This is a genomic window from Derxia gummosa DSM 723 (assembly GCF_000482785.1).
Lineage (GTDB): Bacteria > Pseudomonadota > Gammaproteobacteria > Burkholderiales > Burkholderiaceae_E > Derxia > Derxia gummosa.
The window spans coordinates 21,116-42,558 of sequence record NZ_AXWS01000013.1; the positions used below are offsets into that span (position 1 = coordinate 21,116).

16 protein-coding genes are annotated in these 21,443 nt (G+C 72.0%); 11 read left to right on the plus strand and 5 right to left on the minus strand.

The window, feature by feature from the left end; genetic code table 11:
* Positions 1–35 precede the first annotated feature (35 nt).
* The 3 genes from H566_RS0110815 to H566_RS0110825 all read right to left on the minus strand — a co-directional run bounded on the left by H566_RS0110815 (position 36) and on the right by H566_RS0110825 (position 5,810).
* The gene (locus H566_RS0110815; protein ID WP_051378630.1) at positions 36–782 is read right to left on the minus strand and encodes an NADPH-dependent oxidoreductase; all 747 of its coding nucleotides are present in this window, start codon (positions 780–782) and stop codon (positions 36–38) included.
* Entirely contained in the window at positions 764–3,133 is a 2,370-nt protein-coding gene (locus H566_RS24355; protein WP_084544988.1) for a molybdopterin-dependent oxidoreductase, read from the minus strand. The genes H566_RS0110815 and H566_RS24355 overlap by 19 nt, the downstream gene beginning before the upstream one ends.
* A 169-nt stretch (positions 3,134–3,302) precedes the next feature.
* Complete coding sequence (locus tag H566_RS0110825) at positions 3,303–5,810, minus strand: TonB-dependent receptor plug domain-containing protein (protein ID WP_028311466.1); 2,508 nt, start codon at positions 5,808–5,810, stop codon at positions 3,303–3,305.
* A 336-nt stretch (positions 5,811–6,146) separates the two neighbouring features.
* Here H566_RS0110825 and H566_RS24360 point away from each other — a divergent pair, with 336 nt between their 5' ends.
* From H566_RS24360 to H566_RS24375, 9 genes are all read left to right on the plus strand, one after another.
* On the plus strand, positions 6,147–7,502 hold the full coding sequence (locus H566_RS24360) for an aryl-sulfate sulfotransferase (RefSeq protein WP_051378631.1): 1,356 nt from the start codon (positions 6,147–6,149) through the stop codon (positions 7,500–7,502).
* A gap of 255 nt (positions 7,503–7,757) precedes the next feature.
* The gene (locus H566_RS24365) at positions 7,758–10,454 is read left to right on the plus strand and encodes a TonB-dependent receptor (protein ID WP_051378632.1); all 2,697 of its coding nucleotides are present in this window, start codon (positions 7,758–7,760) and stop codon (positions 10,452–10,454) included.
* A gap of 262 nt (positions 10,455–10,716) precedes the next feature.
* Positions 10,717–11,172, plus strand: coding sequence for a DUF6152 family protein (locus tag H566_RS0110840; protein WP_028311467.1), 456 nt, complete (start codon positions 10,717–10,719; stop codon positions 11,170–11,172).
* A 19-nt stretch (positions 11,173–11,191) separates the two neighbouring features.
* The gene (locus H566_RS0110845; RefSeq protein ID WP_034411452.1) at positions 11,192–12,004 is read left to right on the plus strand and encodes a hypothetical protein; all 813 of its coding nucleotides are present in this window, start codon (positions 11,192–11,194) and stop codon (positions 12,002–12,004) included.
* A gap of 49 nt (positions 12,005–12,053) precedes the next feature.
* Positions 12,054–13,157, plus strand: a complete 1,104-nt coding sequence (locus tag H566_RS24370; RefSeq protein ID WP_051378633.1) for a hypothetical protein — start codon at positions 12,054–12,056, stop codon at positions 13,155–13,157.
* Entirely contained in the window at positions 13,157–13,660 is a 504-nt protein-coding gene (locus H566_RS0110855; protein WP_028311469.1) for a hypothetical protein, read from the plus strand. The genes H566_RS24370 and H566_RS0110855 overlap by 1 nt, the downstream gene beginning before the upstream one ends.
* A 7-nt stretch (positions 13,661–13,667) precedes the next feature.
* Positions 13,668–14,150 carry a hypothetical protein gene (locus tag H566_RS0110860; RefSeq protein WP_051378634.1) on the plus strand — a complete coding sequence of 161 codons (483 nt, stop codon included), beginning with the start codon at positions 13,668–13,670 and terminating at the stop codon, positions 14,148–14,150.
* 91 nt (positions 14,151–14,241) lie between these two features.
* Entirely contained in the window at positions 14,242–14,832 is a 591-nt protein-coding gene (locus tag H566_RS0110865) for a hypothetical protein (RefSeq protein WP_028311471.1), read from the plus strand.
* 193 nt (positions 14,833–15,025) lie between these two features.
* Positions 15,026–15,766: a peroxiredoxin-like family protein gene (locus H566_RS24375; protein ID WP_051378635.1), complete on the plus strand. Its 741-nt coding sequence runs from the start codon at positions 15,026–15,028 to the stop codon at positions 15,764–15,766.
* Between the two features lie 34 nt (positions 15,767–15,800).
* On the opposite strand, the gene H566_RS0110875 is transcribed toward H566_RS24375, so the two are convergent.
* Positions 15,801–17,867 (minus strand): S9 family peptidase, encoded by a 2,067-nt coding sequence (locus tag H566_RS0110875; protein WP_028311472.1) that lies wholly within the window; start codon positions 17,865–17,867, stop codon positions 15,801–15,803.
* Positions 17,864–18,772 carry an MBL fold metallo-hydrolase gene (locus tag H566_RS24380; protein WP_051378636.1) on the minus strand — a complete coding sequence of 303 codons (909 nt, stop codon included), beginning with the start codon at positions 18,770–18,772 and terminating at the stop codon, positions 17,864–17,866. The genes H566_RS0110875 and H566_RS24380 overlap by 4 nt, the downstream gene beginning before the upstream one ends.
* 304 nt (positions 18,773–19,076) lie before the next feature.
* Here H566_RS24380 and H566_RS24385 point away from each other — a divergent pair, with 304 nt between their 5' ends.
* On the plus strand, positions 19,077–20,807 hold the full coding sequence (locus tag H566_RS24385) for a PepSY domain-containing protein (RefSeq protein ID WP_051378637.1): 1,731 nt from the start codon (positions 19,077–19,079) through the stop codon (positions 20,805–20,807).
* A 157-nt stretch (positions 20,808–20,964) separates the two neighbouring features.
* Positions 20,965–21,360, plus strand: coding sequence for a hypothetical protein (locus H566_RS24390; protein WP_051378638.1), 396 nt, complete (start codon positions 20,965–20,967; stop codon positions 21,358–21,360).
* The last annotated feature ends 83 nt before the right edge of the window (positions 21,361–21,443 follow it).

Sequence of the window (21,443 nt, forward strand, 5' to 3'; positions counted from 1 at the left end):
ACCTCGCCCGCCTGCTGGCGATGCAGCAGCCGGCTTCAGGGCTCGACGCCCCAGCCCGCTTCCAGCACCGCCGGCTGCAGCTGCGGGTAGTAGTGGCGCGCGTAGAAGCCGGCGGTGTTGGCCGACCACGGCTTGCCGTCGGCGCGGCCCACGCGCTGCCAGTGCGCGAGCAGCTCGGCGTCGTGGCGCGCGATCGCGTCGCGCAGGCCGACGGCGTCGTAGCGCTCGTCATGCCGGAAGCTTTCGATCGGCAGGCGCGGCTTGACCGGCGGATGGTCGGTCGCGTGGCCGATCACGAGGCCGTTCACCGCGAGCGCGAGATGCGGCAGGCCGAGCAGCTCGCGCACCGCCGTCGGGTTGCGCCGGATGCCGCCGATCGGCACGGTGCCGAGCCCGAAGGCGCGCGCCGCGACGATGAGATTGCCGAGCGCGATGCCGGCGTCGAGCACGCCCGAGGTCCAGCCTTCGAGCGATTCGTGCACGGTCTGGGTCGCGCCGCCGATCTCGACGCCGAGCGCCGTCTTGTGGTGATCGACGACGACGGCGATGAACACCGGCGCCTGCGCGATCCAGGGCTGGCCGCCGGCCAGCTCGGCGAGGCGGGCCCGCGTCGCCTTGTCGCGCACGACGACGAGCGAGACCTGCTGGCTGTGGATCGAGGTGGGCGCATGCCAGGCGGCGCGCACGATCGCGTCGAGCTGGTCGTCATCGACGGGCTGGTCGGTGTAGGCGCGCGCGCTGTGGTGGCCGTGCTGGAGGCGGATCACGTCAGGGAAGGGCATGGGCTTGCTCCGTTGGCGAGGGGAAGGCGGATGGGCGGCGTGGCGACGAACGCCGGCGGATCGAAGGCCCGCACCGGCGGCAGCGGCCCGGTCCAGCGTTCGACCTGCACGAGGCAGCTCTGCGCCGAGCAGCCCTGCGACAGCGGCGAGCAGCCGGCGTCCTGGGTGAGCACGTTCGGGTTGCCGTGGGCGCAGACGCCGTCGAATTCCGGCCCGGCCGGGTCGAACCAGGCGCCGGTCGCCATGCACGCGACGCCGCGCGCGAGGCCGTCGCTCGTGCGCACGGCCGCCACGCAGGCGCCGCGATCGTTGAACACGCGCACGAGCTCGCCGTCGGCGAGGCCGCGCTCGGCGGCGTCGAGCGGATGCAGCACCACCGGCTCGCGGCCGCGCACGCGGTCGGCGCGGCTCGCGGCCGAATGGTCGAGCTGGCCGTGCAGCTTGTTGGCCGGCTGATCGCTGATGAGATGCAGCGGGTATTGCCGCGCCAGCGCCGCGCCGAGCCATTCGGTCGGCTCGCGCCAGCGCGGATGGCCCGCGAAGCCGGTATGGCCGAAGCCCGCGAGCCGGGGCGAATGCAGCTCGATGCGCCCGCTGTCGCTCGGCAGCGGATGGTTGATCGGGTCGGCCCGGAAGCGCGCGAGCAGCGGCTCGGGCGGCTCGGCGGCGCGCGAGAAGTCGATGAGCCCGCGCTCGACGAAGGCGTCGTAGCCCGGCAGGCGCACACCGGCGGCTTCGGCGCGCGGGCGGCATTCCTCGTACAGGCGGCGCAGCCAGCCCTCGGTGTCGAGCCCTTCGGTGAAGGCCTCGCCAAAGCCGAGCCGTCGCGCGATGCCGGCGAGGATGGCGTGGTCGTCGCGCGCCTCGCCCACGGGCGCGATCACGGGCCGCATCGCCACCATGTGCCCCTCGCGCGACGAGAAGCCGATGTCGGCGCGCTCCAGGGTCGTGGTGGCGGGCAGCACGATGTCGGCATGGCGCGCGGCCGCCGTCCAGAACTGCTCGTGGGCGACGATGGTGTCGGGCAACTGCCAGGCGCGCACGAGGCGGTTCAGGTCCTGGTGATGGTGGAAGGGATTGCCGCCGGCCCAGTGCAGGTAGCGCACATGCGGATAGCGGTGGCGCCCGCCGTCGTATTCGAAGGGCGCGCCGGGGTCGAACAGCATGTCGGCGATGCGCGCGACCGGAATGAAGGCGCTGACCGGGTTGCGGCCCTGGGCGAGCGTCGGGCCGTGGAACTTCGGGCCGCGATAGCCGATCGCGTTCACCGCGCCATAGGCGAAGGCGATGCCGCCGCCGGGCAGGCCGATGTGGCCGATGACGGCCGCGAGCGCGAGCGCGGCCCAGTACGGCTGCTCGCCGTGCTCGGCGCGCTGGAGCGACCAGGCCACGTTGATGAGGCTGCGCTCGCGGCCCAGCTCGCGCGCGAGCGCGGCGATGCGCGCCGCCGGCACGCCGGTGATGTCGGCGGCCCATTCCGGCGTCTTGGGCTGGCCGTCGTCGAGGCCGAGCACATGGTCGGCGAAGCGGCCGAAGCCGCTGCAATGGCTTGCAAGAAAGGCGCGGTCGTGGCGGCCGAGCACGATCAGCTCGTGCGCGAGCGCGAGCATGAAGGCGGTGTCGGTGTTGGGGCGGATCGGGATCCACTCGGCCAGCGCGGGCTGCTCGCGGCCGTCGCCGAAATCGTCGCGCGTCGGGCTCACGTTGATGAAGCGGCAGCCGCGCGCGGCCATGCGCGCGATCGCGCCGCGCGCCTCGTGGCGGCCGGCGCCGCCGGGGTCGATCTGCGCATTGCGCACCGGAATGCCGCCGAAGCAGAGCATCAGCCGGGTGTGGGCGGCGAGCGTGTCCCAGTCGTCATGGCCGGCCTGGAGCCGGTCCATGTCGGCGAGCACATGCGGCAGCAGCACGCGCGCCGCGCCGAGGCTGTAGCTGTGGGTGCTGCGCACGAAGCCGCCCGCGAGGTTGAGGAAGCGATGCAGCTGGCTCTGGGCATGGTGGAAGCGGCCGGCGCTGGCCCAGCCGTAGCTGCCGCCGAAGATCGCCTCGTTGCCGTGGGCGGCGCGCACGCGCGCGAGTTCGCCGGCGACGAGGTCGAGCGCGGTGTTCCAGTCCACTTCCACATGGCCGTCGCGGCCGCGACCGCCGCGCGCGGGGCCGGGGCCGTGCTCGAGCCAGCCGCGCCGGATCGCGGGGCGGCGCACGCGCAGCTCGCCGGTGCTGGCCGCGAGCGCATGCATGGCGAAGGCGGGCGGGTCCGGATCGTCACGCCAGGGTCGCAGCGCCGGATTGCCGGCGCGGTCGCGGATCACTTCCTGGATGCCCCAGTGGGCGGCGGTGTAGTGCGGCATGCATGCCTCGACCAAGGTGCGGAACGCAAAAAAGACCCGCTCCGGCCGACCATGTCCGGAGCGGGCGAATGCGCGCAGGGGATGCGCGTCGGAGAAGGCGGCTGCCCGTCGGCAACCGCCACGGCGGCGCGCGCGGGCCTGCCAGCCTTCGCGCGCCGCCGCAACCTCGTCAGAAGTCGTAGGCCAGCTTCGAGTACCAGAAGCCGCCGCCCGGATGGAAGGGCGAGGGGCCATAGACGAAGGCGGCGGCGCCGGTGTTGGCATCGACGTAGCCGGCCTTCTCGGGATGGATGTTGAACAGGTTGGTCGCGCCCACGCTCACCTTGACGCCGCCCTTGAACGCATAGGTCACGTCGAGGTCGGTGATCCAGCGCGCGCCGAAGTCGATGTCCTGCGCCTTGTTCTCGGTGCGCTGCCACTTGTAGCTGCCGTAGCGCGTGGTCTGCAGGTTCACGTCGAAGGCGTCGATGAACCAGCGCGCGCCGAGGATGAGCTTGTTGTGCGGATTGGCGACGGTGAGGTCGCCCTGGGCCGAGCGGCCGAACCACACGTTGTTGCCGCCCGCGTTGGCGCCGAGCGCGGTGATCTGCGAGGGCGTGGCGCGGATGCGCGTGATCTCGGTCTCGTTGTAGTTGAAGCCGACATTCCAGCGCACGGTGCCGAGGCGGCCGTAGTCCTGGGTGGTGTCGGCGACGAGGTCGAGGCCGGTGGTGCGGGTATCGACCGCGTTGGCGAAGTACTGGACCCACTCGGTGCCCGACAGGCCGTAGTTCTGGAGCAGCGGCGAGAACGCCGGGCCGTAGAGGTAGCCGGTGCGGACGATGCGGTCCTTGATGTCGACGCGGTAGCCGTCGAGCGTGACGTTGGTGCCGCGCACCGGCGTCCAGGCCACGCCGAGGCCGGCGTTGCGCGACTTCTCGGGCTTGAGGTCCTGGGCGCCGAGGGCATGGGCCAGCTCGGAGTTGTTGCGCAGCACCTTCGACAGGCTCGGCACCACGTTGCCGTTGACGTCGAGGTTGGTGCGGTTGTCGGTCTGGGCGTAGCCGATCTGCGTGAGCGACGGCGCGCGGAAGCCCGTGCCCACCGTGCCGCGCAGCGCCACTTCGGGCGTCAGCTCGAAGCGCGAATTGAGCTTGCCGCTCACGGTGTTGCCCGAGGCGTCGTCGTAATGCTCGCCGCGCGCGGCCACGTCCACGAACCAGCGGTCGGTCGGGTTGAAGCCGACGTCGGTATAGGCGGCGAACACGCCGCGACGCAGGTTGGCCTCGTCGGCCGGGCTCAACACCACCGCGCCCTGGGCGCCGATCGACGCGAGCTTGCCGACGTTGGGGTTGCCGTCCTGGTCGCCGGGCTGGATCACGTAGCCGCCGATGCGCGAGCCGAGCGGATCGCCGGCAAAGGTGCGGAAGCGGTCGACGCGGTATTCGGCGCCGGCCGAGACCTGCACCGGCTTCTTCAGGCCGAGATCGAAGGCGCGCGTGATGTCGAGGTTGTTGGTGAACTGGTCGAACTGGTAGGTGGCGAGGTTGCCGAAGCTGGTGGGCGAGGTTGGCCCGAGCGAGGGGTTGATCGTGAGGTCGCTGTACTGGCGCACGCGGTTGCGGCCGAAGGAGCTGCTCGCGTCCCAGTTCCAGCCGGCGGCCAGGCCCCTGGCGCCCGCGACGAGCTGGTAGTCGGTCTCGCCGCTGTTGTTGAGCGGGTAGTAGCCGTTGGGGAACAGCGACGAGAACGAAGCCGTGCCGTTGGGCCGGCGGAAGTTGTTGCCCATCTGGGTGTAGCGCTTGCCCACGGTGCCGAAGGCATAGGTGCGCAGCGTCGCGTCGATGGGAAGTTCGGCATTGAAGGCGAAGTTGCCGGCCTTGATCTCGGGGTCGCCGTTGTGGGCGCCGTCGCCGTTCCAGGCCGCGTTGCGCGGGTCGCTCGCGGGCGAATAGATGGTGCGGTTGGTGGCCGGGAAGTTCCACCAGGCCATGCCGCGCTGGCGCGCGTCGGCGCTCAGGTGCAGGAAGCCGTCCTCGCCGAGCGCGAGGCCGTAGTCGGCCTCGGCGCGGGTGGCGGCCTCGTCACCCTGGGTGTTGTACAGCTCGCCGTAGCTCACGCCGACATGGCCGCCGGCGGCGCCGTTCTTGAGCACGATGTTGATGACGCCCGCGACCGCGTCAGAGCCGTACTGGGCGGCGGCGCTGTCCTTGAGCACCTCGATGTGATCGACCGCGCTCACGGGGATGAGGTCGATGTCCACCGCGTTCACGCCGCTGGTGTCGCCACCGCCGTTGGTGAGCAGCGAGCCGTTGTGGCGGCGCTTGCCGTTGACGAGCACGAGCGTGTAGGCCGGTCCGAGGCCGCGGTTGGTGATGGGCCGGACAATCGAGTTGACGCCCGCCTGGTTGCTGCCGAAGTTGACCGACGGCAGCAGCTTGGAGATGGCCTCGCTCAGCTCGGCGCGGCCGGTGCGCACGAGCTGGTCGGCGTTGATGACGTCGATCGGCGCCGGGCTGTCGGCGACGGTGCGCTGCTCGCCGCGCACGCCGGTGGTCACGACCACGTCCTGCACGTTGCCGTAGGAGGCGCTGGTCTGGGCAAAGGCGGCGGCGACCGGCGCGAGCGCGAAGCCGGCAAGCAGGAACGGTCGGTGGAAGGCGCGGTGGCGCGGTCGCTTGGGAAGGGCGGCTGGCATCGTCTTGTGGCCTGTAGTTCTGGTTGAGATGACGGAACGCCACGGTAAGACCGCGCATTACATTCTCAAAACGCATGATGCTAATAAGCAAATATCCAGTAATGACATGAACGATTTGGTGCAGCGGCAAGCGCGGACTGCGCGGAAGGCAGCGCGGCCCGGCCGCGCGCCGGCTGTTGCGCGGGCGTCAGCGGCGCGGCTCCTGCTGCTGCGATCGGAGCCGTCGGCGCGCGGCGGCGGCTGGCCGCTGCTGCGGCGTCAACAGTGCTGGCGCCTCGGGGCGTGGCACGGCGGCTGCACCTGCGCAAGCCCTTTCAATGCCGCGAGGCTCCCGTCATGCAAACCCTTTCACGCCTGCTGCGCCCAGCCGCGCTTGCCGCCGGCCTCGCGCTCGGCGCCGCCGCGCTCGCCGGACCGAGCGTCTTTCCCACCGGCACGACGCGGCTCGATCCCGAGCGCGCCTGGAACGGCTTCGTGCTGTTCACCGGCGGCGACAACATCGCCCGCCTCATCGACCTCAACGGCCGCACCGTGCATGAATGGAAGGACGCCGCCGCCTTCAGCACGGCCATCGACCCGGCCGTCAACGGCGGCCGGCGCGGCCATGTGCTGGTCACGCTCGAACTCGGCGAAGGCGCGGGCACCGACCTGATTCCGGGCCGCGTCAACAACCGCATCAGCAAGACCGTCGGCGAGCTGGACTGGTCCGGCAAGCCGGTCTGGACCTTCGGCGAGAAGGCGCCCGGCGGCTTCGCGCGCCAGCATCACGACTGGGGCCGGCTGCCCAACGGCAATACCTATGTGCTTGCAAACGAGGTGCGGCCGATCGCCGGCTTCAGGCTGCCGAAGCTGCTCGACGACGTGATCCACGAAGTGAACCCGGCCGGCGAGATCGTCTGGACCTGGAAGGCCGGCGACCATGTGGAGGAATTCGGCTTCACGCCCGAGCAGCTCGCGCTCGTGCGCGCCAGCGACGATCCCGACTATCTGCATTTCAACGACATGAAGCCGGTCGGCCCCAACCGCTGGTTCGACGCCGGCGACGCGCGTTTCGCGCCCGACAACCTCATCGTCGATGCGCGCAACGCCAACTTCATCGCGATCATCGACCGCAAGAGCGGCAAGGTGGTCTGGACGCTCGGCCCCAACCTGTCGGCCATCCCGCGTGGCGCGGCCGGCCGCGCGCTGCCCCGGCCGGTGGACCAGATCAGCGGCCAGCACGACGCTCAGATCATCCCGGCCGGCCTGCCGGGCGCGGGCAATCTGCTGGTGTTCGACAACCAGGGCACGGGCGGCTATCCGTCGCCGCCGCTGCCGGTCACGGGCGGCTCGCGCGTGCTGGAGATCGACCCGATCAGGAAGGAAATCGTCTGGCAGTACACGGCCGAGGATTCGGGCCAGCCGGGCTGGGCCTTCCGCAGCACCCACATCAGCGCGGCGCGCCGGCTGCCCAACGGCAATACCTTCATCGACGAAGGACAGAGCGGCCGGCTGTTCCAGGTCACGCGCGAGGGCGACATCGTGTGGGAGTACGTCAACGCCCATCCGCGCGCCGGCAAGGACGAACGCGGCCGGCCGACGCTCAACTTCCAGCTCTACCGCGCCCAGCCGGTGCCGGCCGACTGGGTACCGGCCGAGTTGCCGAAGCCGGTGGCGCTGCGGCCGGCCGAGGGCTTCGCGCGGGCGCGCTGAGCCGGCTCGGCTTGCCGGTGTTGCTGGCTTTCTGCCGGCTTGCGTCGATCGCAGCAACACGGCGTTGCCGAGCGCAGCAGCCGGCCGCCGGTCATCGCCGGCAAGGCCCGGCCGCCGACCCGGACCGCTCGGAAAGAAAACGCTTTCAAAACACATCTTTACGGGAATCGTCCGGCGGCGGGGCAGGGGCGCCGCCACGGCGGGCATGTCGGTTGCCATGCAGCGGGCTCCAACAACGACGCTTCAGGAAGCCCCATGACCCGACTCCCGATCCGCCGCGACCGGCTCGTCGCCGCGCGCCGCCGCGCCCCGGGCCAGCAACCGCCGGCCGCCTTCCGTCCCGTGCCGCGCCCACTGCTGCTCGCGCTTGCAATCGCTTTCAGCGCGACACCCGCCCACGCGGCCGACGCGCCGGCCGAGCCGGCCGCCAGCGAGGCGCCGGCGCTCGGCGCGGTGACGGTGCGCAGCCGCAACCGCATCGAGCGGTTGCAGGACGTGCCGCTGTCGGTGTCGGTGGTGACCGGCGCCGAGCTGGAACGGCTCCAGGCCACCGACGTTGAGGCCATTACCAAGCGCGTCGCCAACGTGACCTGGAACCCGGGCAATCCGCGCCAGTTCAGCCTCGGCATCCGCGGCATCGGCAAGCAGGGCCAGACCGATGCCCAGGACCCGAGCGTCGGCATCATCGTGGACGGCATCAACTATGCGTACAACCCGCTCGCGTCGAGCCTCGACTTCACTGACATCGACACGGTGGAAGTGACGCGCGGCCCGCAGGGCACGCTGCTCGGCAAGAACACCAGTCTCGGCGTCATCAACATCACGACCCGCAAGCCGAGCTTCGTGCCCGAGGGGCGCTTCCTCGTCAGCTACGGCCAGCGCCAGACGCTCTACAGCACGGCCACCTACGGCGGCCCCGTCATCGACGACCTGCTTGCCTGGCGCGGCACCGTCAGCGCCACCAAGGGCCGGGGCGACCTCGTCAACGCCTACAACCCAGACCTCAGCTACGCCAACCGCGACCGCTATTCGGGCCGGCTGCGGCTCCTGCTCACGCCGTCGGCCAGCTTCAGTGCCCTGCTCACCGTCGATGCCCAGCCGCGCGCCGGCGAGGCCAGCAACGGCCGCAGCTACAACACCGCGACGCCGACGCGCTATGCCGACGGCACGACCAACCCGCTCAACACCGATGCCTCGACCCGGCTCGCGCGGCCCTGGTTCACGCGCCAGAGCAGCTACAGCTATCTCGGCGACTACCTCGGCAACGCCGGGCGCGGCTACATCAACGCCGACAACTACAACCCGATCGTGACCGGCACCAACGGCGGCGCGCTCGAACTCAACTGGAAGCTCGGCGGCCACACGCTCACCTCGATCACCGGCATCCGCAACTACTACTTCGACGCCCGCAACGACGAGGGCACGCCGTTCGACATCAGCAAGAACGGCGGCGGCCTCGTGAACTACCGCCAGCTCAGCCAGGAACTGCGCCTCAGCTCGCCCACCGGCGGCTTCGTCGACTACCAGACCGGCCTCTACGCGATCGAGACCGACATCGACCATTCGACCCGCACCGGCTGGGGCTCGGATGCCGGCGCCTGGTTCTCGAGCCGCTCGCAGTACACGACGCTCGATGCCGACACCAGCGGGCGCGCGCTGCTGCAGGACTCGCTCAACCGGCTCTACAAGCGCGTGGACAACCAGTACAACAACCGCAGCGCCGCCATCTTCGGCCAGGCCAACTGGCATTTCAGCGACGCACTCACGCTCACCACCGGCCTGCGCCTCACGCATGAAGACCGCAACACGCGCAGCCGCGCCTATCTCGACGACCAGGGCGCCGGCACGCTGCTGAACCCCGCCAGCGTCAACGGCATCAACCTCGGCGGCTTCCTCGCGAACAACGCGGGCGCGCTCTCGGCGGGCAACAGCGCGGCCCAGCTCGGCGTGGCCGACGCGGTCGCGGCGCGCTACTTCGGCCGCACCATCACCGCCACGCCCGGCGAGGCCTACAACAGCCTGAGCGACGCGCAGAAGGCCCAGGTGGCAGCGGCCCGCAGCCTGCGCCGCAACCAGGCCGGCGTGCTGTGGAACCAGGTCGAGGCCCAGCCCTTCCGCAAGAACCAGCCGGCCTTCGTGCTGAGCCCGAGCTGGAAGTTCGGCCCCGACCTCACGGGCTATGTGAGCTGGCAGTACGGCGAGAAGGCCGGCATCTCGCAGAACGTGAACGGCATCTCCTATCTGACCAAGCCCGAGCGCACCAACTCCTTCGAGCTGGGCGCGAAGACCGTGCTGCTCGACAGGACGCTGGTGTTCAACGCCGATGTCTTCCTCATGAAGATCCGCGACTACCAGCAGGCGGTGCAGACGGTCGATGCCTACACCACGGCGCAGAACCGCCTGCCCGGCGGCAGCGGCGAGACGGCCTGGACCTCGTACACCGGCAACGCGCCCAAGGTGCAGGCGCACGGGCTGGAGATCGACGGCGTGTTCGCGGGCATCCGCAACACCACGGTGCGCTTCTCGGGCGCCTACAACGTGGCCAAGTACAAGGAATTCGGCTACCTCGCCCAGCCGGTCGAGAACGGCAACCTCGCCACGAGCTACCGCGACGTGGCCGGCCAGACCCTGCCGGGCGCCTCGAAGTTCACGTTCAACGTCGGCGTCGACTACCGCCGGCCGGTGCTCGACTCGAAGCTGTTCCACACCAGCTTCAACACCACCTACGCGAGCCGCTTCAATTCCGACAACGCGCTGTCGAGCTATGGCTGGGTCGGCGCCAGCACGGTGACGGACGCCTCGATCGGCCTGGGCCGGCAGGACAACTCGCTCGACGTGAGCCTGATCGTCAAGAACCTGTTCGGCAACGATCAATACCAGGCGCGCACCTGGAACAGCTACACGCCGGCGCTGCCGCGCTGGGTGGGGGTGACGGTGAGCGGCAAGCTCTGAGCGAGGGCAGCGGCGAGGTCTGCGGGCCGCGATGGCCGGGCGGGAACGGAGCGGGCGCCCTTCGATGGCCCGCCACGCGCTGTCGCGGCGCGGGCAGGCCGCCCGGCCCGTGCTGCCCGCTTCGCAGCAGCGCGCGGCGCCGGCTGCGCCAAACCCGCCGTTCCGATGCCGCTTTTGCCGGCCATGGCCGGTGGAGCGAAAGCTGCAATGCCGGTCCGGTCCAGGCGGACTCGGCCGCCGCATCGACGCACGGAGATCGACCATGTTCCCGAAGCCTGTCCGCGTGCGCCGCGCCGCGCATGTTCTTGCCCTCACCGGCGCCGGCCTCGCGCTGGCGCTCGGCGCCGCCATCGCGCATGCGCATCACGCCTTCTCGGCCGAGTTCGACGCCGACCAGCCGATCGAGCTGAAGGGCGTCGTCACCAAGGCCAAGTGGGTCAATCCGCACAGCTGGCTCTACTTCGACGTGAAGGGCGCCGACGGCAGCGAAACCAACTGGGGCGTCGAATTCGGCGCGCCCTTCGCGCTGCAGGAACGCGGCCTGACCAAGGCCGTGCTGCCGCCCGGCACACCGGTGACGGTCAAGGGCTACCGCTCGAAGAACGGCGGCCCCTTCGGCTACGCGGTCACGGTCAGCCTGCAGGACGGCCGCACCTTCCAGACCGGCGGCGCCCAGGACAGCCCGGCCGCCGCCGCCAACGTGCCCGCCGCGCGCTGAACCCCGCCTTCCTCCTCCGATGACGACTAAGCTTCACCGGGCCCTGCCGGCCCTCATCGCCGGCCTCGCCCTCGCCGCCGCGCTGCTGCCCGCCACGGTGCCCGCCGCCAGCCCGGCCGGCGCGCCGGCCGCCCGTGGCACCAGCGCCGGCGCGATCCCGCGGCTGCCCAACGGCCGGCCCGATTTCTCGGGCATCTGGCAGACCACGAGCAACGCCGACTTCGACCTCGAACCGCACGGCCCGCGCAAGGACGCGCCGCCGGGGCCGGGCATCGTCGAGGGCGGCGCCATTCCCTATCTGCCCAAGGCGCTCGCGCAGAAGCAGAAGAACTTCGAGGCCCGCAACAGCGACGATCCGCGCCTCAAGTGCTTCACGCTCGGCGTGCCGCGCGGCATCTACTACCCCGAGCCCTTCCAGATCCTCCAGCGTCCGCAGGACCTGACGGTGCTGTTCCAGTTCGGCCAGTCGGTGCGCACCATCCACACCAACGGCAGCGGTCATCCCGACAACCCGAACGACTGGTGGCTCGGCGATTCGCGCGCGCGCTGGGACGGCGACACGCTCGTGGTGGACGTGAAGCATTTCAACGACGAGACCTGGCTCGACCGCGCCGGCAACTTCCACAGCGACCAGCTGCACGTGGTCGAGCGCTGGCGCCTTCTCGACGCCAACACCCTCGACTACCGCGCCACGCTCGAAGACCCGCAGGTCTATGCGCGGCCTTGGACGCTGGGCGTGATCCTGCATCGCCACCGCGAGAAGGACTTCCAGCTGGTCGAGAACTACTGCTTCACGCTCGACTACGACAGCGTCTATCCGCCCCGCCCGTGATCGCACCGACGCGCGGCCCAGTCGCCGCGCGCGCCGCCCAGACGACGCCATGAACCGCATTCCTTCCTACCTTCGCCCGCTTGCGCTGGTGCTTGCTCTCGACGCCGGCTTCTGGGCGGCGGGAGCCGCGCAGGCGGCTTCCCAGGCCGCCGCGCGGCCAACGCCGGCCGCCGCGGCGCCGCTCTCGCAGGTCGCCAGCCAGCCGTCGGCCAACACGCTCGCCGCCGCGCGGCTGCAAGCCGGCACCGAACCGGGCAGCGCGCCGGTGCGCATCACCGGCGGAGGGGGCGGCGGCATCTCGCAGGAGCGCAGCTTTCCGCGCATCGAGCCGGCGCCGTGGCGCGGCCCGCGCACGCCCGACGGCCAGCCCGATGTGCAGGGGCACTGGTCCAACACCGTCGCCAACCACAACAACTGGACCGATCCGCAAGGCGGCATCCCAGGCGATCCGGCGGCGCGCGGCCGGCCGCAAGGCCCGCGCGACCAGCGCGCCGTCAGCCGCGTGAGCGACCCGCCCGACGGCCAGCTGCCCTACCAGCCCTGGGCGCGCGCGAAGCAGGAGGAGTTCCTCGCCAACTTCCACAACCCGACCCAGCCGCAGTACATCGAGCCGCTGGCGCGCTGCGCGCCGGCCGGCGTGCCCAAGTCCTTCACCTGGCACGGCTACGAGATCCGCCAGTTCCCGGGCTATGTGCTGTTCCTGTTCAACTCGGGCACGCGGCTCGTCCACCTCGACGGCAAGCCGCATCTGCCGGCGGCGATCAAGCTCTGGAACGCCGATTCGCGCGGCCACTGGGAGGGCAACACGCTCGTGGTGGACGTGACCAACAACAACGGCAAGGCGCTGCTCGGCCGCACCGGCGACTTCGTCGGCCCCAACGCGCACATCACCGAGCGCTACATCTTCTCGGCCGACAACGCGCGCTACAACTACGTGGCCACGGTGGACGACCCCGAAACCTTCACCCGCCCCTGGACCATGACCATCCCGGCGCGGCGCTGGACCGAGACCGACAAGCCCAACGGCTGGCACTTCGAGACCACGCTCGGCAAGGACGGCGACGGCCGTACCGTCATCGAGCGCGAGGAGCGCATCTGCGTCGAGAACAACGGCGGCTTCGGCAACGTGGCGACCGGCGGAGGCGGGCGGTAATGGAAGGCCTGCTGCAATGGGCCGAGGCGCTCCAGGCCAGCGGACTCGGCGCCGTCATCAGCGAATCGGCGCTGGCCTTTCCGATCATCGAGGGCACGCATCTGATCGGGCTGGCGCTCGCGGTGGGGCTGCTCTTCCTCGTCGATCTGCGCATGCTCGGGCTGCTCTGGCGCGACATCGCGCTGACCGAAGTGCTGGCGGCGCTGCGCGGCTGGATCCTGGCCGGCTTCGCGCTGGTGTTCGGCTCGGGCCTGCTGCTGTTCTGGGCCGAGGCGCCGTCCGTCGTGGCCAGCCCCGCCTTCCCGTTCAAGCTGCTGTTCATCGCGCTCGCGGGCGCGAACGCGATCTGGTTCGAGCTGCGCGTGGCGCGCGAACCGGGCTTCGCGGTCGAGGCGGCGGCGCTGCGGCCCCGGGTGCGGCGCGCGGGCGCGGCCTCGCTCGCGCTGTGGACGCTGGTCATCATCTGCGGCCGGCTCATTCCCTACCTGCCCGACTGGGGCTGAGGCACGCATGACCACGCTCGAAACCCTCGACTGGTTGCAGAACACGCCGGTCGCGCATGCGATCAGCAAGTCCAACCATCTGGTCGGCGCCGCCTTGCAGGTGGCGCATGTGCTCGGCTTCCTGCTGCTGCTGGCAGCGCTGCTGCTCGGCGTGCTGCGCGTGCTCGGGCTGGCGTTCGGGCGGGCGCCGGCCGCGCCGCTGCTGAAGCCGCTACGCCCGCTGCTCTGGCTCGGACTCGCGGCGGCGGCGGCGAGCGGCGCGCTGATGTTCGTGTCGGCGCCGGCGCTCTACTTCTACAAGCCGGTCTTCCTCTACAAGCTCGGACTGCTGCTGCTCGCGGCGGCGGTGCAGGGCTTGCTGTTCCAGCCGCTCGCGGCGCGGGTCGAGGCAGGGCGGCCGGCCGGCGCGCTGGCGCGCGGCGTGGCGCTGCTGTCGCTCGGGCTGTGGCTCGCGGTGGCGGCGGCCGGCCGGGCGATCGGCTTCGTGTGAGCGTGGCCGGTCCGGGCGGCCGCGAGTAAACGGCTTCGTCCGGACCGGCCGGCGCGCGATCTTCCTTATCAAGAACAACGAGAGTCCGTCCATGTTCCTGCGTCCCATGCTCGGCGGCCTTGTCGCCGCCCTCTCGCTTGCCGCCTGCGGACCGTCCGCCTCGCCGCCGTCCACGCAGGCCACGCCAGCCGCCGCAGCCGCGCCGGCCGGCTACACGCCCGTCGCGACGGTGCAGGAACTGATGCAGGGCTTCGTCGATCCGACGGCCGACACGTTGTGGGAGTCGGTCTCGACCACGGTCACGAAGGCCGGCGTCGAGGAGCACCGCCCGCAGACCGACGCCGAATGGCACGAACTGTCGCTGCTCGCGATGCGGCTGGCCGAGGCCGGCAACCTGCTCGCGCTGCCCGACCGCAAGGTCGCGCGCGAAGGCAAGGCGCTGGAAGACGCGCATGTGAAGGCGACGCTCGACGCCGCCGCGATCCAGCAGCGCATCGACGCCGAGCCCGAGGTGTTCGCGGGCCATGGCCGCGCGCTGCGCGACACCGCGCTGCTGCTGCGCGCCGCGATCGACGCGAAGGATGTGGAGCGCTTCATCGAGGTGGGCGCGCGGCTCGACCAGGCGTGCGAGGCCTGCCACCAGCGCTACTGGTACCCGGACGACCGCCGGCCGACGAAGTAGGCGCGGCGCCCCTGTCGCGGAGGATGCACGCCGCCGCGCCCCTCGCGCGACGGCTTCGGCCGCGAGCCTTGCAATCCCTTGCAAGACCGGTGCGTCAAGCCAACCAGCGACCATGTCGATATGGCTTTCGCATCGTCGCCAGCGCCGGGGTCGCTGGCTAGGCTGGCGTCCCGAAGCACTTGAAGGAGCACCGATGGCCAGTCCGCATGTCATCCCCGGCGATTCGCTCGACGCCCTGCTGGGCCACCTCCAGGCCCAGCGTCTGAAGACGATGGCGCCCGAGGCGCTCGCGGCCCAGCTCGAGCAGCGCGCCACGCTGCTGCGCGACGCGAACTACGCAGGCTTCGTCAAGCCGGGCGATGTGCTCGACCCCTTCACGCTGCACGAGGTGGGCGGCGACCTGCTCGGTGCCGACGTGCTGCTGCGCTACGGGCCGATCGTGCTGATCTTCTTCCGCTTCGCGTCCTGCCCCACCTGCAACCTCGCGCTGCCCTACTACAACCGCCATCTGCTCGGCGCGGCGCGCGAGCGCGGCGCCACGGTGGTCGCGGTCAGCCCGCAGCGGCCGGCGCGGCTGGCCGAGATCAAGCGCCGCCACGACCTCGGCTTCTTCGTCGCGAGCGATGCCGGCAACCTGCTGGCGCGCCGGCTCGGCATCGCCTTCGAGTACGACGCGGCGGCGCGGCAGGCGGCGATCGCGCGCGGCGAGCCGCTCGACGAGCTGACCGGCGGCTGGGAGCTGCCGATGCCGACCGTCGTCATCGTGGGCGCGGGCCGGCGCGTGCATTTCGCGGATGTGCAGCCCGACTGGCTGCGCCGCACCGAGGTGGGCGTGGTGATCGACGCGCTCGACCGGCTCGCGCCGGACGCCTCGGCCGCGCCGTGGTGGCGCACGCCGGCGGGGCTCGCGGCGCGGGCACGCACGGCGAGCTGAACGGCGGGGCAAGGCGGCGTGCCGCCCCGCTCGCTCAGCGCAGCCAAGCCCCGAGAAACGACTCCAGCAGCGTCAGCAGCGCGACCCGATCCGGCACGCGCTGGAAATTGTGGTCGGCGTCGTCCAGCAGCACCGTCGTCACCGGCTTGCCGGCGCGTTCGAGCGCGGCGCCCATCAGCTCGCTGTGCGCGACCGGCACCGTCGCGTCCTGGCGGCCATGCACCAGCAGCACCGGCGCGCCGATGCGATCCACCAGCCGCAGCGGCGAGGTCGCGTCGAGCCGGCGGCGGTCGCCCACCTGCGGCAGGTTCAGGTCGCCGAAGATGTAGTCGGCCTGGTCATCCACCAGCCGCACGAGGTCGGTCACGGGCGCGATCGCCGCCGCGCAGCGGTACAGCCCGGGTTCCCGCGCCACGCCCATCAGCGCCGCATAGCCGCCGTAGCTCGCGCCGACGATGGCGATGCGCGCCGGATCGGCCAGCCGGCGCTCGACGAGCCAGCGCGTGCCGTCGGTGATGTCGTCCTGCATCGCCAGCCCCCATTGCCGGTAGCCGGCGACGAGAAAGTCGCGGCCATGCCCGGTCGAGCCCCGGAACTGCGGTTGCAGCACGCCCCAGCCCTGGTTGACGAGGAACTGCACCCAGTAGTCGTAGCCCGGCTCGTCATGCGCCGACGGCCCGCCGTGCGGCAGCACGACGAAGGGGATCGGCCCGTCGCCGGCCGCGCGGCCCGGCGGCAGCGTGACCAGCGCCTCGATCGTCAGCCCGTCGCGCGCCGTGTAATGCGTGACCTCGGTGACGCCGAAGCGCTCGGCCGGCAGATCGGGCACCGCGTCGGTCACGGGGTCGAGCACCGGCTTGCCGTCCTCGCGCGCAAGCAGGAAATAGCCCCTCGGCGCATTGCCGCGCGTGACCGACACCAGCGCGCGCTGGCCGTCGGCGCTGCGATCGACGATCGCATGCTCGCTGCCGCGCAGCGCGCCTTCGAGCAGCTTCGCGTCGGCGGCCCAGCCGGCGTCGAGCCAGCGGGTCGCGCCGTCGCCTTCCCAGCCGACGAGCCGGCCGCCGCGCACCAGCGCGCTCACGTCGTCGCTGGCCGATTGCGCGGCCACGCGCAGCACGCGGCGCGCGCCGAGGTCGTATTCGACGATCGCGGCGCGCCCGGTCTCGCGGTTGCTGCGCACCCAGAGCCGGTCGGCATGGCCATCGACGAAGGCGATCGGCTCGAACTCCTGGCCGGTGTTGAGCGGCAGTGTCTCGATGGTTTCCCACGGCGCGCCGGGCGCGGCGCGCGCGAGCAGGCTCAGGCTGCGGTCGCGCTGATAGGCCCAGCCGAGCCGCACCGTGCCGTCGGGCGCGGCGATCCAGTGGTTGATGAGGCCGTGGCCGCGCTCGACCGTGCGCGTGCCGCCGTCGCGCAGATCGACGGCCACCACTTCCGGATGCTCGATGCGTTCGCGCCGCGTCGCGGCCGAGGGCGCGGCGCCGACCCGGCGCTCGATCGCGGCCAGCTCCAGCAGCAGATGGTCGGGATCGTCGGGCAGGAAGCCGAGCACCCGGTCCTGGATCTGCGGCTCCCAGTCGGCGCGGTTGGACTGCACCAGCTCCAGCACCTTGCCCGTGAGCGCGTCGAGCGCCACGAGCCGGGTGTCGAGCGTGCGTTCGAGCGGCCCGCGCCGCGACACGATGCGCAGCGCGGCGATCGCGCGGGTCGGCGACTTCCAGGCGATCCACGCCGGCTCGCCTTCGCCGGTCGGGAAGGTGAGCGGCTTGTCCTTGCCGTCGAGATCCCACAAGCCGAAGGCGCGGCGGCCGTTGGCGGCGGTGATGACCGCGAGCCGGCGGCCGTCGGGCGACAGCCGCGCGCCGCTGGCCGAGGGCAGGGCGGCCCAGGTCTCGATCGGCACGCGGGCGGCTCGCGGCAGGTCGGCGGCGCGGGCGTCGTCGGGCGCCAGCACCGGCGCGACGGCGAGCGGCGCAAGCAGCGGCCCCGGGCCGGCCGCGAGCGGCCTCAGCCCGGTCGAGGCGAGCGCGCCCAGACCGCCGAGCGCGCCGACGAAGCCGCGCCGCGCCGGCGAATGCGACGGGCGGCCGGGCTTCAACGCCCGGCCTTCAGCTCGGCATACAGCCAGCGCACGAAGCGCTCCGAGGTCTGGGCCGACTGCGGCACCTTGTCGTCGAACTCGGCGGTCGGCTTCGCGGCCAGCACTTCGTCCACGGTCCTGCCCTCGGCCACGAGCGGCGCGACGCGGTCGCGCACGGCGAGGATGAGGTCGCGCTGGGCGATGAGGCCGGCCCGGTCGGTGATCGGGCCATGGCCGGGCACGATCTTCGTGGACGGGCCGGCGCGGCCGATGGTGGCGCCCAGGCCGTCGAGCAGGCCGCGCAGGCTGCCGCCGTTGTTGAGATCGACCACCGGATAGCCGACGGTGCGGAAGTAGTCGCCGACCGCGAGCACGTCGTGCTTCACGAACTGCACGAGGGTGTCGCCGTCGGTATGGGCGGCGCGCACCGGGATGAGCTTCACGTCCTCGCCGTCGATGTGCAGCGTGACCGGGCCGTCGTAGGTGATGGCGGGCAGGGCGCCGGCCGGCGCGGGCTTGCCCGGCGTGCCGTCGGCGGCGGGGTTGGGGCGGGCGAGGCGCTCGCGCAACTGGTCGCGGCTGAGCAGCGTGGCGCCGAGCTTCGCGAAGTTCTCGTTGCCGCCGGTGTGGTCGCCGTGCACATGCGTGTTGACGAGGTAGCGGACGGGCTTGTCGCTGATGCGGCGGATCGCGGCGACGAGCCTGTCGGTGAGCGGCGCGAATTGCGAATCGACGAGCAGCACGCCGTCGGGTCCGCTCAGCACGCTGATCTGGCCGCCCTGGCCTTCGAGCACATGCAGGTCGTCGGCGAGACGCACGGTCCTGATCTCGACCTTGCTGAAGTCGGGCGGGGTCTGGGCGGAGGCGGTGGTGGCGAGCGCGAAGGCGGCGGCGAGCGCGAGGCGGCGGAAGGGCAGGTTCATGTCGTCTTGTTCGGTTGGAAGGCGCCGGGAGGGCCAGGCGCGGCGCTGGCTGCCAGCGAATCCCGTGCCTTGCGCACGGCGGCGGCGCCTCGGGGCGGTCGCGCGTCGGCGCCTGCAAGGGGTTGCAATCCGTACTCGGCCCGGCGCGAAAGCCAGCAGCGCCGCCGGCCGGACTGCGCGCTTTGCCGCACGGTCGCGCCACCGCCGGCCTCAAGACCCGTCGGCGCGCAGGGATTCGGCCGGCTTTCGGCGGCGGCACCGAACTTGCCCCCGGCCCGGCTTTCCTTCCGCTGTCGGGCCCGCCATGCAACGCGCTCTCTACTTCATCCACCGCTGGGCCGGCGTCGTGCTGGCCCTGTTCATGTTTCTCTGGTTTGGCTCCGGCCTGGTCATCATGTACGCGCCGCCGTCGGCGCTGGGCCGGGCCGAACAGCTCGGCAACGCCGAGCCGCTCGTGCCCCAGGCGGGCTGGCTCAGCTTGGGCGAAGCCTGGCGACGCAGCGCGACCGCCCGCCTCGCGGCCGACGCCGCCAAGCCGGCCGGCGAAGCCCGACCCGCCACCGCGATGACCGGCACGCCGGCCGGCACCGACACCGCCAAGCCCGCCGCCGCGCCCCAGCCCGCCGAGGCCCGCCTCGTCAGCCAGGCCGGCCAGCCCGTCTGGCTCGTCGAGGACAGCCGGGGCAGGCGCCTGTCGCTGTCGGCGCTCGACGGCTCGCTGCGCAAGCTCACGCCCGACGACGCCATCGCCATCGCCGCGCGCTGGATCGAGAACGATCCCGACACCGCGCCGGCCGACGCCGCCCGCCTCGTCCATCTCGACACCGGCCCGCAGGACTCGGCCGTGCGCAACCACGACGCGCTGCGCCCCTTCCACCGCATCGGCGTGGCCGGCTCCAGCCGCGAAATCCTTGTCTCGGCCCGCACCGGCGAAGTCGTGCGCGACAGCACCGCGCTGACCCGCGCCGCCTACTGGGCCGGCAACTGGACCCATCTGCTGCGCGCGATCGACCTCGCCGAAGTGAAGGACCTGCGCCGCGACACGCTGATGTGGCTGGCCTTCCTCTCCTTCGCCGCGAGCCTCACGGGCCTCGTCATCGGCTGGCAGCGCTGGCGCCCGGCCGGCGGCCGCAAGCCGCAATACAAGGGCGGCCGCGCCCATCCCTACCGCGACGTGTGGAACACCTGGCACTTCTGGGCCGGCCTCATCGGCGGCATCGCGGCGCTGCTCTGGGGCTTCAGCGGCTGGTTCAACGGCAACCCGTTCCAGATGTTTTCGCCGGCCAATCCCTCGCGCGAGGAGCTGGTGCGCTACCAGGGCAAGGCGCTGCCGCAGACCGCGCTCGACTGGCAGCCCGCCGCCATTGCGGGCGAGAGCGGCGACGGCCGCCCGGTGGTGGAACTGGCCTGGCGCCGCCTCGGCGACGAGGCCTTGCTGGTCGCCAGCACGCGCGGCGGCGACCGCCTGCCCCAGCCCGTCGCCGGCACGCCCGAGCGTTTCGCCGAGCCGGCGCTGATCGCGGCCGTCGGCCGTCTCACGCGCGGCGCGAGCGTCGCCCGCAGCCAGCTCGTGAGCGAGTACGACAGCTACTACTACGCGCGCCATCGCCAGGGCCAGGTCGATCGGCCGCTGCCGGTGCTGCGCGTCGATCTGGCCGATGCCGCCGGCACGCGCTTCTACCTCGATCCGCAGGACGGCCGGCTGCTGCTGCGCTCCGACCAGTCGCGCCGCGCCTACCGCTGGCTGTGGTCGGCCCTGCATCACTGGGATTTCGGCTGGCTCGCGCATCGACCGGTGTGGGACCTGTGGATGCTGACCTTCGTGGGCCTCGGCGTCGTGCTCGGCGCCACCTCGGTCGTGCTGGGCTGGAAGCGCGTCAAGCGCAGCCTCGGCTTCAAGGGCAAGCCGAGCGCCGGCAAGCCGGTGCCGGGCAGGGCGGCGGCCGACGGCGGCGCGCAGGGTCAATCGGCGCTGCCGGCCAGCGCCCGCGTCGTCACCGACGGCGACGCCGCCGTGGCCGCGCGCGGCGCCTGACATTCAGACGGCGCCCGTCGCCCGCCCCGGGCGCGCGGCCCGAGATTCGACGCCCGCGCGCCGCGCCTTTCCTTCCCGCCCTCCCGCACGCCCCGGCACCGATCCCCCGGTCCCGGGGCGTGCGCCTTTTCACCCGCCTTTTCGCGAGCCTTTTCCGATGAATCGTCCAGCCTCTTCCCTCGTCGCCTTCGCCACGCGCGTCCGCCCGGGCGCGGTCGCGCGTCGCCTCGCCGTCCTGCTCGGCCTCGGCCTCATCGCCACCGGCGCCAGCGCGGGCAGCCTTGCCGGCGGCGACTGGCAGCCGTCCAAGTGCGGCGCCCGCCCCGAACCGCCCGCGCTCGACCTGCGCAATGCCGACGCCTTCAACAAGTCGGTCGATGGCGTCAACACCTACCGCCAGGCCGCGCGCACCTACCTCGACTGCGTCGTGGCCGAGGCCAATGCCGACCTCCAGACCGTCACCCGCGTCGCGCGCGAAGCCCAGCAGTCCGCCCGCGCCGCCGAAGACAAGATCCAGGCCGACCTGCGCGCCGCGAACGAGAAGTTCAAATGAAAAACGGGCGCCGACACGACCGCGAAGGTCATGTCGGCGCCCGTGCGGGGCGACCGTCGGGGCCGGCTCGTGCTGCCCGCCGG

Bases quoted from the DNA above. Each gene is read 5' to 3' on its own strand.
- H566_RS0110815 (WP_051378630.1), bottom strand. From the start codon at position 782: ATGCCCTTCCCTGACGTGATCCGCCTCCAGCACGGCCACCACAGCGCG.
- H566_RS24355 (WP_084544988.1), bottom strand. From the start codon at position 3,133: ATGCCGCACTACACCGCCGCCCACTGGGGCATCCAGGAAGTGATCCGC.
- H566_RS0110825 (WP_028311466.1), bottom strand. From the start codon at position 5,810: ATGCCAGCCGCCCTTCCCAAGCGACCGCGCCACCGCGCCTTCCACCGA.
- H566_RS24360 (WP_051378631.1), top strand. From the start codon at position 6,147: ATGCAAACCCTTTCACGCCTGCTGCGCCCAGCCGCGCTTGCCGCCGGC.
- H566_RS24365 (WP_051378632.1), top strand. From the start codon at position 7,758: ATGACCCGACTCCCGATCCGCCGCGACCGGCTCGTCGCCGCGCGCCGC.
- H566_RS0110840 (WP_028311467.1), top strand. From the start codon at position 10,717: ATGTTCCCGAAGCCTGTCCGCGTGCGCCGCGCCGCGCATGTTCTTGCC.
- H566_RS0110845 (WP_034411452.1), top strand. From the start codon at position 11,192: ATGACGACTAAGCTTCACCGGGCCCTGCCGGCCCTCATCGCCGGCCTC.
- H566_RS24370 (WP_051378633.1), top strand. From the start codon at position 12,054: ATGAACCGCATTCCTTCCTACCTTCGCCCGCTTGCGCTGGTGCTTGCT.
- H566_RS0110855 (WP_028311469.1), top strand. From the start codon at position 13,157: ATGGAAGGCCTGCTGCAATGGGCCGAGGCGCTCCAGGCCAGCGGACTC.
- H566_RS0110860 (WP_051378634.1), top strand. From the start codon at position 13,668: ATGACCACGCTCGAAACCCTCGACTGGTTGCAGAACACGCCGGTCGCG.
- H566_RS0110865 (WP_028311471.1), top strand. From the start codon at position 14,242: ATGTTCCTGCGTCCCATGCTCGGCGGCCTTGTCGCCGCCCTCTCGCTT.
- H566_RS24375 (WP_051378635.1), top strand. From the start codon at position 15,026: ATGGCCAGTCCGCATGTCATCCCCGGCGATTCGCTCGACGCCCTGCTG.
- H566_RS24380 (WP_051378636.1), bottom strand. From the start codon at position 18,772: ATGAACCTGCCCTTCCGCCGCCTCGCGCTCGCCGCCGCCTTCGCGCTC.
- H566_RS24385 (WP_051378637.1), top strand. From the start codon at position 19,077: ATGCAACGCGCTCTCTACTTCATCCACCGCTGGGCCGGCGTCGTGCTG.
- H566_RS24390 (WP_051378638.1), top strand. From the start codon at position 20,965: ATGAATCGTCCAGCCTCTTCCCTCGTCGCCTTCGCCACGCGCGTCCGC.